Source organism: Pseudomonas sp. BS-2016 (assembly GCF_001806145.1).
GTDB lineage: Bacteria > Pseudomonadota > Gammaproteobacteria > Pseudomonadales > Pseudomonadaceae > Aquipseudomonas > Aquipseudomonas lundensis.
The window spans coordinates 162,421-180,273 of sequence record NZ_MLCT01000018.1; the positions used below are offsets into that span (position 1 = coordinate 162,421).

General features: G+C 57.8%; 12 protein-coding genes and 2 tRNA genes. 7 read left to right on the top strand and 7 right to left on the bottom strand.

Features of this window, described 5'->3' with window-relative positions; all coding sequences use genetic code 11:
• The first annotated feature begins 60 nt into the window (after positions 1-60).
• Positions 61-4,182 carry a dermonecrotic toxin domain-containing protein gene (locus tag BKD70_RS09440; RefSeq protein WP_047273138.1) on the top strand — a complete coding sequence of 1,374 codons (4,122 nt, stop codon included), beginning with the start codon at positions 61-63 and terminating at the stop codon, positions 4,180-4,182.
• A gap of 16 nt (positions 4,183-4,198) precedes the next feature.
• On the opposite strand, the gene dnaB is transcribed toward BKD70_RS09440, so the two are convergent.
• The 7 genes from dnaB to rnr all read right to left on the bottom strand — a co-directional run bounded on the left by dnaB (position 4,199) and on the right by rnr (position 11,463).
• A complete protein-coding gene (gene dnaB / locus BKD70_RS09445) occupies positions 4,199-5,593 on the bottom strand; it encodes a replicative DNA helicase (RefSeq protein WP_047273273.1) in 1,395 nt (464 codons plus the stop codon).
• Positions 5,594-5,714: 121 nt separating this feature from the next.
• Positions 5,715-6,161: a 50S ribosomal protein L9 gene (rplI, locus tag BKD70_RS09450; RefSeq protein ID WP_010563337.1), complete on the bottom strand. Its 447-nt coding sequence runs from the start codon at positions 6,159-6,161 to the stop codon at positions 5,715-5,717.
• A gap of 19 nt (positions 6,162-6,180) precedes the next feature.
• Positions 6,181-7,077: a hypothetical protein gene (locus BKD70_RS09455; RefSeq protein ID WP_047273137.1), complete on the bottom strand. Its 897-nt coding sequence runs from the start codon at positions 7,075-7,077 to the stop codon at positions 6,181-6,183.
• A 35-nt stretch (positions 7,078-7,112) separates the two neighbouring features.
• Complete coding sequence (gene rpsR, locus BKD70_RS09460; RefSeq protein ID WP_003171373.1) at positions 7,113-7,343, bottom strand: 30S ribosomal protein S18; 231 nt, start codon at positions 7,341-7,343, stop codon at positions 7,113-7,115.
• Between the two features lie 28 nt (positions 7,344-7,371).
• Entirely contained in the window at positions 7,372-7,797 is a 426-nt protein-coding gene (gene rpsF / locus BKD70_RS09465; protein WP_003439045.1) for a 30S ribosomal protein S6, read from the bottom strand.
• Between the two features lie 235 nt (positions 7,798-8,032).
• A complete protein-coding gene (rlmB, locus tag BKD70_RS09470; protein ID WP_047273136.1) occupies positions 8,033-8,800 on the bottom strand; it encodes a 23S rRNA (guanosine(2251)-2'-O)-methyltransferase RlmB in 768 nt (255 codons plus the stop codon).
• On the bottom strand, positions 8,797-11,463 hold the full coding sequence (gene rnr / locus BKD70_RS09475) for a ribonuclease R (RefSeq protein ID WP_047273135.1): 2,667 nt from the start codon (positions 11,461-11,463) through the stop codon (positions 8,797-8,799). Before rnr ends, rlmB begins: the two co-directional genes overlap by 4 nt.
• Positions 11,464-11,687: 224 nt before the next feature.
• Between rnr and BKD70_RS09480 the strand changes: the two genes are divergently transcribed.
• The 6 genes from BKD70_RS09480 (at position 11,688) to BKD70_RS09505 (ending at position 17,832) form a co-directional block, all read left to right on the top strand.
• Positions 11,688-11,774: transfer RNA gene (locus BKD70_RS09480), tRNA-Leu, on the top strand.
• Positions 11,775-11,939: 165 nt separating this feature from the next.
• A tRNA-Leu gene (locus BKD70_RS09485) sits at positions 11,940-12,026 on the top strand.
• Between the two features lie 195 nt (positions 12,027-12,221).
• Positions 12,222-12,728, top strand: coding sequence for a sigma-70 family RNA polymerase sigma factor (locus BKD70_RS09490; protein ID WP_047273134.1), 507 nt, complete (start codon positions 12,222-12,224; stop codon positions 12,726-12,728).
• 62 nt (positions 12,729-12,790) lie between these two features.
• Positions 12,791-13,762, top strand: a complete 972-nt coding sequence (locus BKD70_RS09495; RefSeq protein WP_047273133.1) for a FecR domain-containing protein — start codon at positions 12,791-12,793, stop codon at positions 13,760-13,762.
• Between the two features lie 183 nt (positions 13,763-13,945).
• A complete protein-coding gene (locus BKD70_RS09500; protein WP_371913985.1) occupies positions 13,946-16,723 on the top strand; it encodes a secretin and TonB N-terminal domain-containing protein in 2,778 nt (925 codons plus the stop codon).
• A complete protein-coding gene (locus tag BKD70_RS09505; protein WP_230683737.1) occupies positions 16,720-17,832 on the top strand; it encodes a cytochrome-c peroxidase in 1,113 nt (370 codons plus the stop codon). Before BKD70_RS09500 ends, BKD70_RS09505 begins: the two co-directional genes overlap by 4 nt.
• Positions 17,833-17,853 lie beyond the last annotated feature (21 nt).

Here is a 17,853-nt window from a genome sequence, read left to right on the forward strand (position 1 = left end):
ACCTTACCCAAAAATCCGTGGATAGCCTGAGGCGACTCAACGCCTTCCATGGAGCAGTCAATGAACGAGCCCGATCAAACAACCACAAGTGAGCCTGCCCCCGAGCCCATCCCGTTGGCGCATGCCGATTTCATTTCGTCACAGTTACCCCAATGGGTGACCCAAGCCCCGCACGCTATCCGCCAGACCTTGCGTAGCAGCCTGATCAAGAGCAATCAATCGCGCCACGCTTTGAAGGCTCTGCTGGACGAAGTCCAAAGCCCGCAGGCTTTTTGTCAGCCTTTATTGGATGCAGCCTTGCGACAGACATTTCTTGGTGCGCTTGATGACAACAAGCACATGTTTGTGCGGGATTTGAAAAACAGCCATTTGCTCGGGCTCATCAAAACCCATGCAGGATATTCAATGCATTCGCTGCTGGAAGCAGCCATGCAGAATTTCCAGCCTGACGAGGCCGAAGAAGGCGGGCTTGAGACGGGCACGGGCCTGTATCCGAAAACAACGCCGCTCAAGGCGCCCTTGAACCTTTCAGCAACACGATTTGCACGCATGTGCCGCTCACTGGACCTCGGCAGTCAGTATCAGCGCCACCTCAATGAATGCTTCGATCCGCTGCTCGGCTCACAGGCCAGGCGCACACACGATCAAGTAAGAATGCTGTTCGCCCAGAAGGAAAAAGATGCGTTTGAGTGCGCCGCACACATTGCCCTCCTGCGGGACAAACTGAACAGCTCCCTTTATCAGACCTTGCTGGATCTGCACCGTGAAGGCCGGCATTCAAGCCTGTTGTGCAGTCACTTGACCATCAATGGCGTGGCGTTGCCCAGCGTGCTGGTCATCAGCGACCGACATGTTGCTCATCAGGTGCTGCTGTATACCCCGAATGACCCGTTCGCCCTGTTTCGTCAGCATGCGTCGATGGAAGAGCTTGAAGCTGAGCTTGCCAAACGCCTGAGAAACCCTCACTACCTCGCACTGTTCAACCGACTCGTGCCACACCGATATCAAGGCACGCTGTTTACTGTTTCCGGTACCACACTGGACATCCTGCCGGGGAAGTACTCTCGCGGGGTTATAGCTCCGCACATTGACCAACTGGTGGCCCGAACAGATATCCAGTGCGATGTATTCGAAGCCATTGCTCAACAACAGATCAATCAAATTAAAAGCTATGCAAAGGCCTTGGTCGTCTCCACAGGCGAGACCGACAGACGCGCTCGTGAGCAGCGACTGGAGCACTACCGCGAGATAGGCAAAACCTTGTTGTTCTTCGCGGCGTCATTTATTCCTGTGGTGGGCGAAGTGTTACTGGCGGTCACGGGCGCCCAGTTAATAAGTACTGTTTTTCACGGCATCGAGGCCTGGAGCCGCGGCGATAGCGACGAAGCCTTGAACTGCCTGATGGATGTGGTCGATAACGTAGCGCTGGCAGCGGTTACTGCAGGCGCTGTCAAAACGGCTGGATTCACGGCCGGTTTGGTCAGGGTAAAAATGGGCAACCAAAGCACCCGGTTGTGGAATCCCGACCTCACACCTTATCGCCATTTCAATGAATTACCCGAAGAGGCGATTGCAGATGATCAGGGGTTGTACCTGCACGATCAGCAACATTACGTGAAACTGGACGACCACCTGCACGCCGTTAACCGAGATCAGAAGACCGGGCTCTGGCAACTGGTCCATCCCTACGCTGAAGACGCTTACAGGCCGACGTTACTCACCAATGGCAAAGGCAGTTGGCGCCTGGAGCACGAGAATCCGCAAGGTTGGGATCTGTTGAAGCTTTTTAAGCGGTTGATCCCTGAAACCTCAAACATCACCCGCGCCAACGTGGCGTCGATTCTGCATATCGCGGACGAAGAGAGCGCCACACTGGTGCAACTCCATCAAGAGGTCTTACGGCCAACCCCTTTACTGCGCGATGTGATCAAACGCTTCAATCTGGATGCCGAAATAAACACATTTGAACTCAACCATGCGGATGGAACGCAACAAACCGCTCACTCTCCCCTCATTCAGTTTTACCTGACGGCCTCGCTGCCGGAATGGCCGAAGAACCGGGTTTTACAGGTGGTGGACTCACAAAACAGATCGCTGTTGGCGCATGGCAGTTCAGGCACCGTACTCAAGGTTTCACAGGCGCGCTTTGCAAAAGGCCAGCTCTTGCAGGTACTGGCAGAACAGCTGCCTTCCGACACCCTCGACAGCCTCGTCACTCCCATTGAAGTGCCGGCAGAAGCCCTGCCGTATTTCAGCAGCCTCGATAAGTTGGCCATTCGCCTGACCGACGAACTGGAGGCGAATAAGCAGCAGTTGTTGACGTCGCTGTACAGGCACAGTGAAGCCCCCTCTTCAGGCATGGACGTGTACCTGCGCAACTTGAGACCGGAATTGTCGCAGAGCCATCGCGAAGAGCTGCTTGCGGTGCTCAGCGACGAGCAGGTGGAGGAGCAACTCGCGCACAAGAAGCCTCTCGATGATCTGCAGCGCTGGGAAGCTGACCGGTACGCACAGCAGCTGAGCACGAGTCGTATCAAGGAAGGGATACACCTGGACTCAGCCTCCACGCCCGAAAGCGTGACCTGCATTCTGTCCCTGCTTGAGCGATTACCGGGCTGGCCCGCATCACATCGCCTGGAAATACGTCAGGGTTTCTCCAGCGGAACACTGGAAGGCGGTGCAGGCGAAATGAACGAAACAGGCCGCTACATCCTCGCCCCCAAGGGCGAGCTGTTTATGCCCCACCACTCAACTGGCGAGCCGATTGCTGGCGCCACAGACCTGTATAAGGCAATCGAACTCACGCTGACCCCAACCCAGCGTTCGGCCCTGTTCGCAGCGACCCAGAGTCGTTCGCTCAAACAAGCCGTTCGCGAATTCGGCCTCAGGCACATGGACAGTATCTGGCTGCCAACCAGGCTGCTACGCCCTAAAGTCATCCCGGTTTCATCAGTCGGGCACCCGTTCGATCCATTATTCGCCGAACCAACCGCCCCGAAGCAACTCACCTTAAGAACCGACGGGATCTATGAGGGCCCGACTCAGGCAGATGGTTTCTCCCGGCACTACGTCCTTGAAGGTGAACGGTTTTACCGCATCAGGTCTGACCCATGGGGGTGGCAATTGATTGATGCCCGCAGCCCGTCCAGAGCCTACAAACCGTATGTCCGCAAAAACGCGCAAGGCATGTGGGAAATCGACCCACAGAAGGGCAAGTTGCTGGGAGGCATGCCGGACTCCCCTTTAATCCGTCGTGCCGCCGAAGCCGGGGAAAGCCAGCCGCCCCTTAGCCCCACCAGCGGCCTGGAATCTACGGATGACGAGCTTGAGTCGATGGTCTCGACAGACGATGAGTTTGAATCGGCACGCTCATCTGACGAGTACGCCTCAGCCGAAGAAAGCTTCTCACCTGAGCCTTTCAGCTTTATGGAACTCATGAAAATGCGTTCACAAGAAAACTATCAACACAGCCAGAACTACCGCCGCGTCTATAACCGATACAACAATGGCAGGTATCCGATCCGTGACATGGATGGCCAGCCCTTACGCATACGCTTCATGCAGGCGATTGGTAAGTCCCTGACTTCTGACATCAGAATCCCCAAAAGCAAAATCACGCCCTACATTCAGTGGCAAGGGTACGAAAAGGTCGCCCGCCTCTATGAAGACAAAATGGAGGTGGCCACGTTCACGGCAGCGCATCAGAAATTCCCGCAGGAAGCCGCACTGATAGGAGAAAAGACGGTGATTGCCCGGCGAACGCTTCAAAAGCATGAAGTGTTGGGACTTTACGGTGGGGAGTTACTGCCCAAGATCGTGGCTACTTATCGTCAGGACCCTTATCTGTTATCCGTCGAACCCCACAAGCTACCTAAACCCGGCGAACGTGCACCCGACGCGTTAACCAATGATGTATTGCTCTCTGGCGACAACATCACGTCACGCATCAATACTATTTTTGAGTACGAAGATAACTATCCCGTGCGGCAGGCCACGTCCGGTTACAACGTCGAGGCCGTGCCGTTTGATATGGACGTACAAAAAGGCACCCAGCCCATGCAGCGCTTGCAATTGACTGCTCTGGTCGCCAATGACGTGATCCCTGCGGGTACAGAGTTGCGCTGGAACTACCAATACAGCGAGCCCGTCATCAGAAAGATGTTCGGCCCGCCACCCTCCTGACACGGGCAGAAACGTATTACTCGTCGTCGAAGTTGTAACTGCCGGGCGCCAGGTTTTCAAAGCGGGTGTATTTGCCGATGAACGCCAGACGGGCCGTACCGATCGGCCCGTTACGCTGTTTACCGATGATGATTTCAGCCACGCCCTTGTGCTCGGTTTCGGGGTGATACACCTCGTCCCGGTACACGAACATGATGACGTCGGCGTCCTGCTCGATCGCTCCGGATTCACGCAAGTCGGAGTTGATCGGGCGTTTGTTGGGACGCTGTTCAAGGGAGCGGTTGAGCTGTGACAGTGCCACCACCGGGCAGTTGAATTCCTTGGCCAGTGCTTTCAAGGAACGCGAAATCTCGGAAATTTCGTTGGTGCGGTTATCACCGCCCGAACCCGGGATCTGCATCAATTGCAGGTAGTCGATCATGATCAGGCCGATGTCGCCATGTTCGCGCACCAGGCGCCGTGTCCGCGCCCGCATCTCAGACGGGCTGATACCGGCCGTGTCATCAATGAACAGTTTGCGGTCGTTAAGCAGATTGACGGCCGAGGTCAACCGCGGCCAGTCATCGTCTTCGAGCCGGCCCGCCCGCACTTTGCTCTGGTCGATGCGGCCCAAGGACGAGAGCATACGCATGATCAGCGATTCACCTGGCATCTCCAGGGAGTAGACCAATACCGCTTTTTCACTGCGCAACACGGCGTTTTCAACCAGGTTCATCGCAAACGTGGTTTTACCCATCGAGGGACGACCGGCCACAATGATCAGGTCGGCCGGCTGCAAGCCGCTGGTCATGTTGTCGAGGTCGGTGTAGCCAGTGGACAACCCGGTGATGGCATTGTCGGTGTTGAACAGCGTATCGATCCGGTCAATGGCCTTGGTCAGCAAATCGTTGACGCTGACCGGGCCGCCGGTTTTAGGCCGGGCCTCGGCAATCGCGAAGATCTGGCGCTCGGCTTCGTCGAGAATTTCTTCGGCAGTGCGGCCTTCAGGGTTGAACGCACTGTCTGCGATTTCAGTACTGATGCCGATCAATTGGCGCAGTGTCGCCCGCTGACGAACGATCTGCGCGTACGCCTTGATGTTCGCCACCGACGGGGTGTTCTTGGCCAGTTCGCCCAGGTAGCCCAGACCGCCCACTTGCGACGTCTGACCTTCCTTGTCCAATTGCTCGGCAAGGGTCACGACGTCAATCGGGGAGTTCTGGTCCGCCAGCTTGGCGATCGCCCGGAAGATCAGGCGGTGGTCATGTCGATAGAAATCGCCGTCCGATACTTGATCCAGCACGCGTTCCCAGGCGTTGTTGTCCAGCATCAAACCACCGAGCACGGCCTGTTCGGCCTCGATGGAATGCGGTGGCACCTTCAGGGATGCGGTTTGCAGGTCATATTGCTCAGGAGCGGAGATATCGTTCATGGCCACGTGTAATTTTGGGGTGAAAATCAGGGTCTGCAGAAAGACAAAGGGCACGACCTGTGAACAGGATCGTGCCCGATGTTAACCGTCCGACACACAAGGTGCCAGTCAGTCAGACTGCTTAAGCAGCTACCACAACAACGCGTACGGTTGCTTCAACTTCGGCGTGCAGGTGCACGGCCACGTCGAATTCGCCAACGTTACGGATAGTGCCGTTCGGCAGACGAACTTCGCTTTTTGCAACTTCAACGCCAGAGGCGGTCAGTGCATCAGCGATGTCGTGAGTGCCGATCGAACCGAACAGCTTGCCTTCGTCACCAGCGGTGGCAGTGATAGTCACTTCCAGCTCAGCCAGTTGGGCAGCGCGAGTTTCAGCCGAAGCTTTCTTGTCAGCTGCTGCTTTTTCCAGCTCAGCGCGACGCTCTTCAAACGCAGCCAGGTTGGCAGCGGTTGCAGCGGTGGCTTTGCCGTATGGCAGCAGGTAGTTACGACCGTAACCGGCCTTAACATTTACTTTGTCGCCCAGGTTGCCCAGGTTTGCGACTTTTTCCAGAAGGATCAGTTGCATGTGAAAATCCTCTTAACTTTTAACCTTCACCGTTCGCAGAGTCTTTATCGACGTCTTTCGGCGCCAAACGTCCGCGAAAATCAATCAGGCTGTCGACAATGGCCAAAACCACGAGCAACGGATAGATCAGCTGCATAAACAGCAACAGCGTGACGTACAACCCCACCAGCCAAAACTTGGCCAGTCGCTTTTGCGCCACCAGCCCATGAATCAGGGCCAGCCCGGCGAAGAACAACACTACGCTGCACAACGGCGTGAGCATGGCCATTTGTGGTCCGAAGTTCGGACCGACCAGCATGCACGCCAGCAACAATAGCGCTGGACCCAGCGGTAGGCGGATGCTGCGAAATTCGCTGGCAAAACCGCCCGGGTTGTACAACAACGCTTGCCAATAACGCCCAAGCATCAGGCTCAGCACGCTGACGACCTGCATCAAAGCTGCAATCAAACCGGTCAGTACAGGTGCAATCAGTGCTCCAAGGCGCGCTCGCTCTACGTCAGATAACTTGTCGTAGAGTCCATTGAGGACCTGCGGCAAGAGTTTTTCCAACTCTTGCGCCATCGCACCAATGGGTTCGCGGAAAACCGTGCCCAGGATAACGCCATACACACCACCCAACGCCACGCTGACCAGCAGCACGCGGTGCCAGGGCTGCCCGGCGCGCAAAAACAACGCCAGACCCAGAGTTCCCAGCAACACCATCAAGGTGCGGGGTTCTCCGATAAACCACCAGACCAAGGCCGGCAGTAACGCCCATGAGAGGATGCTTAACGCATCTCTCGGACCGCGCCGCAGGAGCACAAGGCTACCTGCAGCAGCACTCAACCAGAACAAGAACGGCAATGCCGCACATCCGGCCACGACTAACGTGGCCTGCACACGGCCTCGCATGATGAACTCAGCTAAGGCGCGCATGCTTCAATCCTTTACTGCTTGTCGACTGCCCGGTCTCAGCGGCCGTGGCTGTCGGTGTAGGCCAGCAGGGCCAGGAAGCGGGCGCGCTTGATAGCGGTGGCCAGCTGACGCTGATAACGAGCTTTAGTACCGGTGATGCGGCTTGGAACAATTTTGCCGGTCTCGGATACGTAAGCTTTCAGAGTGTTGAGATCCTTGTAATCGATCTCTTTCACTTCTTCTGCTGTGAAGCGGCAGAATTTACGACGACGGAAGAAACGTGCCATGTAATTGGCTCCTCAAAAGGTCCGTGGATTACTCGTCAGCGTTATCGCTGGCGTCGCTGTTATCGCTGTCATCGCCATCGGCGCTGTCAGAATGCTCAGGACGGTCACGACGCTCACGGCGCTCACTGCGGTTCTCTTCAGCCTTGAGCATCTCGGACTGGCCAGTTACGGCTTCGTCGCGACGGATGACCAGGTTACGGATCACAGCATCGTTGTAACGGAAGTTGTCTTCCAGCTCAGCCAGGGCTTTGCCAGTGCACTCAACGTTCAGCATCACGTAGTGAGCCTTGTGAACATTGTTGATTGCGTAGGCCAGTTGACGACGGCCCCAATCTTCCAGACGGTGGATTTTGCCGCCGTCTTCTTCGATCAGCTTGGTGTAACGCTCTACCATGCCGCCGACTTGTTCGCTTTGATCCGGGTGGACCAAAAAGATGATTTCGTAATGACGCATGAATGCTCCTTACGGGTTGTAGCCTGCCGCTAACTGAAAAGCGGTCAGACAAGGAGTGAATGACACTTGTGTGTCTTGCCTAGAGAGGCACATATGCGCCCGCCATGACGGCAAGGGGCGCAATTGTAGAGAAGGCACAACAGAGGCGCAAGGCAATTGGTGATTATTTGAACAATCAGGCCATGCCTGGGCTGGAGTCGCTGCCGCAGAGCGCGGCAGCGGCTATACAGCTGGCTTATTTCTTTTTAGCGGGCGACTTGGCTTTAACGCTGCGCTGACGCAGGGCTTCGAACAGGCAAACACCTGTGGCCACCGAAACGTTCAAGCTGCTGACGCTGCCAGCCATCGGCAAGCGCACCAGGTAGTCGCAATGCTCACGCGTCAGGCGACGCATGCCTTTGCCTTCGGCACCCATAATCAGGATGGTCGGCCCGGTCAGGTCTTGCTCGTACAGCTCCTGCTCGGCTTCACCGGCAGTGCCGACAATCCAGAGCCCGCGCTGCTGAAGCTTTTTCAGGGTCGCTGCAAGGTTGGTCACCGCCACCAACGGGATGACTTCCGCAGCACCACAGGCAACTTTTCGCACCGTCGGTGTCAGCGTTGCCGACTTGTCTTTAGGCACGATGACAGCCAAAGCACCTGCCGCATCGGCAGTACGCAAGCAAGCCCCCAGGTTATGCGGGTCTGTTACGCCGTCCAGTACCAGAATCAGCGGCGCACCTTCGGTACGGTCGAGCAGCTCGTTGAGCATTGCCTCGCCCCACACCTGGCTCGGGCTGACATCAGCCACGACACCTTGGTGTACGCCTTCGACCCACACGTCCATTTCGCGACGCTCGGCATTGCCGACCGGCACGCGATTTTCATCAGCCAGCGTGATCAGCGTCTGCACGCGAGGATCGCTGCGACCCTCGGCCAGCCACACTTGCTTGACGCGTTTTGGGTGATGACGAAGCAACGCTTCTACGGCGTGAATACCGTAGATTTTTTCCAACTGACTCATGACTTGGCCTTAGGTTTGCGCGACCCGCCGCTTTTGGCGGCAGGCGCGGCGCCCGATTTTGGCGGGCCTTTACGGTGTTTGCTTGGCTTGGAAGGCTTGCCCGCATCTTTAGCGGGGGCTGCCCTCCCCGACTTTCCCGGCGCCGATGTCCGACCGCCGTTTTTCGATTCGCTCAACAGCGCCTGCTTCAATTCACGGCTTTTGCGCAGCTCGGCATTTTTGGCCGCTGCGTCGCTTGGGCGATAGGCGTCGTCCGAGTTTTTGCTGGACTTGGCAGGTGCGCGACGTGGCGCCTTGGCGGGTTCGGCCACTTTCTCAGTGTCGTACCCGCTTGGCTTTCCGGCTGGCTTGGTCGATTTGGCGGCCGGTTTCTCAGCCCCACGATTTTTACGACCGATTGGCGCGCTGAGGGTTTTCTCAGCCATCTCGAAGTCGATCTTGCGCTCGTCGAGATCGACGCGCATGACCCGCACTTCAACGGTGTCGCCCAAACGGAAGCTACGGCCAGTGCGCTCGCCCGCCAGGCGGTGGTGCACAGGGTCGAAGTGGTAGTAGTCACCCGGCAAGGCCGTGACATGCACCAGGCCTTCGACGTAGATATCGGTCAGTTCCACGAACAGGCCAAACCCGGTCACGGCCGTGACAACGCCCGGGAACGACTCGCCTACGCGGTCTTTCATGAACTCGCACTTGAGCCAGTTGGTCACGTCACGCGTGGCTTCGTCGGCACGGCGCTCGCTCATGGAGCATTGCTCACCGAGCTGTTCGAGGGCGGCTTCGTCGTACGGGTAAATACGCGCTTTGGGAATGGTCATCGCACCTGCACGGCGAACGTGCGGGGTGTCCATTTTGGAGTGGATCACGCTGCGAATCGCACGGTGCGTGAGCAAGTCAGGGTAGCGACGGATAGGCGATGTGAAGTGCGTGTAGGCTTCGTAATTCAGGCCGAAGTGGCCCTGGTTATCAGCGCTGTATACCGCTTGGCTTAGCGAACGCAACATAACGGTCTGGATCAGATGGAAATCCGGACGGTCTTTGATGCTGGCCAACAAGGCCTGATAATCCTTCGGCGTAGGGCCGTCCTTGCCTTTATGCAAGGTCAGTCCCAATTCACCCAGGAAGGCACGCAGTTTTTCCAGACGCTCTGGCGGCGGGCCATCATGCACGCGGTACAACGCAGGGATTTCGTGCTTCTTGAGGAATTCAGCCGTGGCCACGTTGGCCGCCAGCATGCACTCTTCAATCAGTTTGTGTGCGTCATTGCGGGTGGTTGGGCGAATTTCAGCGATTTTGCGATCAGACCCGAAAATAATGCGGGTTTCCTGCGTTTCAAAATCAATCGCGCCACGGGTGTGACGGGCCGCCAGCAAGACCTTGTACAGCGAGTAAAGCTGCTTGAGGTGCGGCACCACGTCGGCGTATTCGCTGCGCAGTTGCTTGGCTTCGCTGGTTTTAGCGTGCTCCAGCATGGTGCTGACTTTGTTATAGGTCAGACGCGCCTGGGAATGGATCACCGCTTCGTAGAACTGGTAATCGGTCATTTCGCCGGTTTTCGAGATGGTCATCTCGCACACCATCGCCAAACGATCGACTTTCGGGTTCAGGGAGCACAGGCCGTTGGACAGTTCCTCGGGCAGCATCGGAATCACGCGCTCAGGGAAATACACCGAGTTGCCGCGCACTTGCGCTTCAGCATCAAGCGCCGAGCCGATTTTCACGTAACTGGAAACGTCGGCGATGGCCACGTACAGCTTCCAGCCACCGGAGAACAGGCGCAATTTGCCCGGTTTGGCCTCACAGAAGACCGCGTCATCGAAGTCACGTGCATCTTCGCCGTCAATGGTGACGAACGGCAGATGACGCAAGTCGATGCGCTTCTCTTTGTCTTTTTCTTCCACTTCCGGCTTGAGGCGACGCGCTTCTTTTACAACACCTTCAGGCCAGACATGCGGGATGTCGTAGGTGCGCAGGGCAATGTCGATTTCCATGCCCGGCGCCATGTAATTACCCACGACCTCAAGCACATCACCTTGCGGCTGGAAACGCGGCGTCGGCCAGTGGGTGATCTTCACTTCCACAAACTGACCGACTTTTGCACCGGCGTTGCGACCTGGCGTGACCAACACTTCTTGCTGGATTTTCGGGTTGTCGGCGACGACAAATCCGATGCCGCCTTCTTCGAAGTAACGGCCCACGATGGTTTCGTGAGCGCGTGATACCACTTCAACAATGACGCCTTCACGACGGCCACGGCGATCCAGCCCCGAAACACGGGCCAGCGCACGGTCGCCATCAAAGACCAGGCGCATTTGCGCCGGGCTCATGAACAGGTCATCACTGCCGTCATCCGGGATCAGGAAACCGAAACCATCGCGGTGACCACTGATGCGGCCGAGAATCAGGTCAAGTTTGTCCACCGGGGCATACGTGCCACGACGGGTGTAAATCAGTTGCGCATCGCGCTCCATCGCTCGCAGGCGACGACGCAGGGCTTCGATCTGGTCTTCCGTGGTAAGACCAAACTCCTCTACCAACTGCTCGCGAGCAGCTGGCGAGCCGCGCTCGGCCAGATGCTGAAGGATCAGCTCGCGGCTAGGGATAGGGTTTTCGTATTTTTCCGCTTCACGTGCGGCCTCGGGATCGAGGGTCTGCCAATCGGCCATTAGATAGTTTTCACCTTGTCTATATGCGGGTTAGTTTGGCATACGCGTATTGAAACGGGAAATTTCGGACTCACTCAGAGCCTTATTAGTCCTTTCTGACGCGCTTTGCGGCTGCCTTGTAACCGTTCGCGAAAAATTTTCGATATTTTTATTCACAACGCTTTACAGGTCAAAGGGCCATCCGTATAGTGCGCGCCATCGACAACGGCAACGTTGAAGATGCTGCCCAGATGGTGAAATTGGTAGACACGCCAGCTTCAGGTGCTGGTGACCGCAAGGTCGTGGAAGTTCGAGTCTTCTTCTGGGCACCAATTTAGAGATGGAGATTAGTACAATCTTCAGCCTCACACAAAAACCCGCGAAAGCGGGTTTTTGCGTTCTAAGCCACTGATTTAATAAAACTAAAACAGGGGTTTACAGAATTAAAAGTGCTCCGTATAGTGCGCCACATCAACAGCGGCAACGTTGCTGATACTGCCCAGATGGTGAAATTGGTAGACACGCCAGCTTCAGGTGCTGGTGACCGCAAGGTCGTGGAAGTTCGAGTCTTCTTCTGGGCACCAATTCAGGTTTACAGCTCTACGCTGCAAATCACTCAAAAAGCCCGCGAAAGCGGGCTTTTTAGTTTCTGTCTTTTGAAACCTCCCCTCTCCCGCCAAGACCTTCTATCAGCCGCCTAACGCTGCATTTGATAATCCATCTCAATCGCACTAATATCCGGCCATCTTCAGATCGCTCATGCGTACGCCTGGAACCCCGTGTCCGACACCAACGAAAGGCTTCAACTCTACCTCGCGCATCGCCATGCCCTGGTGGACTATGCCGCCCCCATCGTGGGCTGCCGCGCCAAGGCCGAAGATGTCGTCCAAGACGCCTGGTTACGATTCAGCCAAGGGGCAGAAAGCACTAGCCTCTTGACCCAACCCGTTGGCTACCTCTATCGAATCGTGCGCAACCTGGCGTTTGACCTCAATCGCCGCGTCAGCCTTGAGAATCGTCACACCACCCGCGATGATGCGCCCGATGAGCACATGTCCAGCGCACCTTCGCCCGAGCAGCAAGCCCTGCATCTGGACGAGCTGCGCAAATTGCAACATGCTCTGACGCGCCTGCCGGAACGCACCCGCCAAGCGTTCATCCTGCACCGTTTGCAAGGCATGACGTTCCAGCAAATCGGCACACACCTGGGGATTTCTGTCAGCCTGGCCCATCAATTGGTACGCGACGCCCTGACTTACTGCGCGGAACAAATGAGCGATGACTGACTTTTTCGATACGCCGCCACCGGTCGCACCCGCCCACATTTTTGCTTCGGGTGGCGTGTGCCGTGACGTCTGAAAACCCGAACCCGGTCTGGGAGACTGCGCTCGACTGGCTGCTGCTGATTCAGCAACACCCTGACGACCCCGAACTGAGCACACAGCTGTACGCCTGGCGCGCCAGCGCACCCGAACATGACGCGGCGTACCGCAAAGCCCTGAAAGTCTGGCGCTTGAGCGGCGAGGCGCTGAGCCTGCCGCTTGAGCCCGCGCCCTCGCCCGTGCTGACGCCCGCGCCTGCACCGCGACACTTCCGCCGACGCAAACGCTCGCTGATCGGCGCAGCCGTCGCGGCCTGTGCGGTGTTCATGTTGCTGCCGGACTGGCAAGCCTTGCGCGCCGACTTTCACAGCCCCACGGCTGAACACCGCGACATCACCTTGAGCGACGGCAGCCACGTACTGCTCGACAGCGACAGCCTGGTGGACGTGCAGTTCGACCCGCAGCAAAGGGAGGTGACGTTGTTGCGGGGCCAGGCGTTTTTCTCGGTACAACCCGATGCCGCGCGCGCGTTCTATGTCAATGCCGGCCCTGTACGCGTGCGGGTAACCGGGACGGCGTTTGCCGTGAACCTGCAGGGCAGTCACGTGGATGTCAGCGTTGAAAGCGGCACGGTGGCCGTCAAGACCTCGCAATCATCGTCCGCTCCCGATCACCTGCTGCACCACGGCGATCAACTTCGGTATAACGCGTCTGACGACAGCACCCGCCTGGCTCAACTGCCCAACGAGCAGATCGCACCCTGGCGGCGCTGGCAACTGGTGGCGATTGACCAATCGGTGGAGGACGTAGTCGCACAATTGCGGCGCTATCAGCCGGGACTGATTTTGCTGACAGACAAAACCCTCGGCCAACGTCGCATTACCGCCGCTCTTAACTTGCGCGACCCCAAACGCGCCCTGCAGGCCGCCATCGCGCCGCTTGGCGGACAGTTACAAGACAGCGTGCCGTATACGTTGATCGTTTCGGCAAAACCTTAGCGTCCACACCCGTCCGAGGCGCTAACACGCACTCCCGGGGCGTGCCTGCGCCAGCCTTTTCAGCTTTCAAATTTATTTTCATTTATTTCTGGAAATCCTGTTTCGCCGGGCGTCTTTACCTACGAACGTCACTGATAAAGATTCGCATTAGTGACTATGGCGTTTCATTTCGTAGGTCATCTCATGCCTTCTCCGCGTTTGCGTTGTTGCGTCAGCCTGCCTCGCTCCAGGTCGTTTTGCTTTGCTGCGTGCCTGCTTCTGCCCTCACTGAACTGCGCCGCGCTCCCTGAGGCGAAGGCTCAAATGAGCCAGCAACAACTGCGCTTCCAGATTCCGCCCCAGTCGTTGGCCACTGCCCTGATTGCGTTCTCACACCAGTCCGGCTGGCAAGTCAGCGCGGAAAGCACACTGCTGGCCACCCACGACAGCGCGGCCGTGAACGGCAACATGAGCCCCGAGAAAGCCCTCGCCCGCCTGCTCAGTGGCAGCGGCCTGCAATGGGAAGCCACCTCCGCCGACAGCGTGTCGATTCTGCCGCCTGCCGAACACGACGTGCTGATGATCAAAAGCACACCCATTACCGCCATGGACGCGGTGTACCAAGGCGAGCAAGTGATCGACCGGCAAATGATCGACAGCCTGCCGTCCGGTAATGGCGACATCACCAGCCTGCTGCGCACCAACCCTAACGTGCAGTTCGATAACAATCAGCTCAACAGCAAATCCCCCGGCGAGATCGCCCCGGCCAACATCAGCATCAACGGCGCACAGCCCTGGCAAAACCTGTTCATCGTCGACGGCATGAACATGAACAACGACCTCGACCCTGGCAACACTAACGATGACATGGACGAAATACCGGGTCGCAGTCAGGGTCTGGCCCTCGACACCGACCTGCTCAATGACATCAAGGTCTACGACAGCAACGTGCCCGTCGAATACGGCGGCTTCAACGGCGGCGTGGTCCAGGCCGACACCCGCGACCCGAGCATGGACCTGCACGGCAAGCTGTCGGTACAAATGACGCGCTCTGAATGGACCCGTTATCACCTCAATGAAGACGACCCGGATCTGGAGAATTACGAAGCCGGGTTCGGTAACAGCTCCCAGCCGAAATTCAAAAAAATCATCACCCGCGCCACGCTCGAAGGGCACTTGACCGACAACTTCGGCTTGCTCGGCAGCTTCTCGCGCAAGGACTCCACCATCCCGACCCGCGTGTTTTCAGTCTCCAACCAGACGCAAACAGCCAATGCCGACGAGGTTCAGACCCGACGCATCGACAACTATTTCCTCAAGGCCGCCTGGCAAATCAACGAGGACTGGAAGCTGGACATGAGCGTGACCCATGCGCCTGAAACCGCTGAAACCTTCGGCCCGAACGCTATTTATTCCGGCCGCATGATGAAGGCCGGTGGTGACAGCCTCAGCGCGCGCATGGTCTGGAACGCCCCGCTGGCCCGGGTTGAGCAAAACCTCAGTTGGAGCCAGATGAACACTTCCCGGACCTCGGACAGCGATTACATGGTGTTCTGGCGCACCTCCACAACCAAAGACTGGACCAATGCCCTCACCGCCACGGAAGGTGGTTTCGGGGATATCGACGAGGCACAGAAAACCCTGGCCTACAAACTCAAGGCGGACTGGAACAGCGTCAACTGGCTGGGTGTCGATCATGCCGTGCAAACCGGTCTGGAGCTGACGCAAAACACGGTGATGTACGAACGTGCCACGCCCTACACCAGTTATTCAGTGGCCAAGGCCACGTCCTGCCCGGCCAATGACCCGTTGTGCTCGATGGGCATGACCGTCAATGGCTGGGAAGGCCAATACGCCAACAAAAAAACCGTGACCCAAGGTAAAACGTCCTTCGACACCCGCTCATGGGCGCTCTATATCCAGGACGAAATGCGCTACAAACGCCTGACGGTACGACCCGGCGTGCGCATCGACGGCGACGACTACATGAAACAAGTCACCCTGGCGCCGCGATTTGCCGTGGAACTGGATGTGTTCGGCAACGGCCAGACCCGCCTCACCGCTGGCGCCAACCGGTATTACGGACGCAACCTGTACGCCTACAAACTGCGCGACGGGGTGGCCGCCATGAACACCGAATACACACGCCCCAACCCGTCCGCCGATTGGGTAATGAGCAAGCGCACCCCAAACGACAGCAAGTTCAACCAGCTCAAAGTGCCCTATGACGACGAACTCACCCTCGGCCTGAGCCATGTGCAGTGGGACACCGAGTTCGCTGTCAAATACGTCAACCGCAAAGGGCGCGAACAAGTCAGCCGCGCCTGGGGCTCACAGATCGGAGCGCCCACCGACGACCCCACCACCCTGGCGGCCAATTACTACACCTATTACAACGGCGGCCAAAGCGAAGCCGACATTTACACCCTGACCATCACCCCGCTGCGCCCCTTCATAGTGGGCAGCACCCGCACCACGGGGCAATTCGCCATGGACTGGAGCACGGTGCAAAACACCGGCCTGTCCAACTACAGCGCCAACATTGGCGCCATTTATGTGGAAGACCCGACGATCCAGTACGACGGCAAGTTCATGAAGTATTCGGACATGCCCGCGAGCAATTACAACCGCCCCTGGACGGCACGCCTGACCACCGTCACCGAAGTTGAACCGCTGCACCTGACGTGGAGCAACTTCCTGCGTTACCGCGACGGCTACCGCCGGATCGCGGCCACGGGTAAAACCACAGAGTTTCAGGGCGCTGCCGTGCGCGTCTGGGAAGAGACGCCGTTTTCCGGGGCACTGACCTGGGACACCCGCCTGGCCTGGGAAATGCCCACCGCCAAGGACCAATCGGTGTTCGTCAACCTGGATGTCACCAACCTGCTGGACAAACAAATCGTCAGCGCCACCGACACCACGGGCCTGACAACCTTTGAAGTGGGTCGCCAATTTATGGTCGAAGTGGGTTACACATTTTGAAAGCACTCATTCATCGCAGCATGCTTGGGCTCTGGCTGGGCGCGCTCGCCTGCACCGCGAACGCGGCTCAGCCCTGCGTCGCAACTGCCGCCGACTACAAAACCTGCATCGCCAACCTGTATCGCCAGCCCGTTGCGCAGTGGCCTGCGCCCACTGTGGACGCCGACGTGCAATGGCAAGAGATGGCCGCGCTTCCTGCGCACGCCCCCGCGCCGCCCGACAACCCGTTCAGCGATGCCAAAGCGGCGCTCGGCAAAAAACTGTTCAACGACCCCAAGCTGTCGCGTTCAGGGCAGATTGCCTGCGCGTCTTGCCATGAAGCCGACCTGGCGTTTGCCGATGGTCGACGCGTGTCTTTTGGCCATGACCGCCAAAGCGGCCGCCGCAATGCCCCCAGCCTGGTGATGAGCGGTTACAGTGCTGCGCTGTTCTGGGATGGCCGCGGCGGCAGCCTTGAACAGCAGGCCATGCACCCGATCATTGACCCGGTGGAAATGGCCTTCGATATTCCGCAACTGCTACAACGGCTCAATTCAGACACGTCCTACGGTACGCAGTTTGCCGAAGTGTTTGGTCCAGGGCCGATCACGCAAGAAAAAACCGCACAGGCTTTGGCAACGTTTCAGCGCACGCTGGTGACGGCCACCCGCACGACCGCGTTCGAACAATTACTGCGCGGGCGCCCGCAGCGCATGAGCGAAGAGCAGCTTTACGGCCTGCATCTGTTCCGCACCAAAGCGCGCTGCATGAACTGTCACTTCGGCCCCGCCTTGAGTGACGAACAGTTCCACAACGTGGGGCTCAGCTATTACGGGCGCAAATACGAAGACCTGGGGCGCTACCAAGTAACCGGCAAGCCCGAGGACGTGGGCGCCTTCCGCACACCGTCTCTGCGGCTGGTCAGCAAAACCGCGCCGTGGATGCACAACGGCCTGTTCGTGAATATGGAAGGCACGCTGGCGTTCTACAACATGGGCATGCCGCGCCCACGCCCCAACGCGCAGCAAGCCAACGATCCGCTGTTCCCCACCACCAGCGAACGCCTGAAAGTGCTGAACATGGACAAGGATGAATTACGGGCCTTACGCAGCTTTCTCGACACGCTATGAAGGCAAGCGGCATCACAGTTG

Excerpts from the sequence above, each read along its gene's own strand:
- rpsF (WP_003439045.1), bottom strand. The coding sequence starts at position 7,797 with ATGCGTCATTACGAAATCATCTTTTTGGTCCACCCGGATCAAAGCGAA.
- BKD70_RS09500 (WP_371913985.1), top strand. The coding sequence starts at position 13,946 with ATGCCTTCTCCGCGTTTGCGTTGTTGCGTCAGCCTGCCTCGCTCCAGG.
- rnr (WP_047273135.1), bottom strand. The coding sequence starts at position 11,463 with ATGGCCGATTGGCAGACCCTCGATCCCGAGGCCGCACGTGAAGCGGAA.
- rpsR (WP_003171373.1), bottom strand. The coding sequence starts at position 7,343 with ATGGCACGTTTCTTCCGTCGTCGTAAATTCTGCCGCTTCACAGCAGAA.
- BKD70_RS09440 (WP_047273138.1), top strand. The coding sequence starts at position 61 with ATGAACGAGCCCGATCAAACAACCACAAGTGAGCCTGCCCCCGAGCCC.
- rplI (WP_010563337.1), bottom strand. The coding sequence starts at position 6,161 with ATGCAACTGATCCTTCTGGAAAAAGTCGCAAACCTGGGCAACCTGGGC.
- rlmB (WP_047273136.1), bottom strand. The coding sequence starts at position 8,800 with ATGAGTCAGTTGGAAAAAATCTACGGTATTCACGCCGTAGAAGCGTTG.
- BKD70_RS09455 (WP_047273137.1), bottom strand. The coding sequence starts at position 7,077 with ATGCGCGCCTTAGCTGAGTTCATCATGCGAGGCCGTGTGCAGGCCACG.
- dnaB (WP_047273273.1), bottom strand. The coding sequence starts at position 5,593 with ATGAACGATATCTCCGCTCCTGAGCAATATGACCTGCAAACCGCATCC.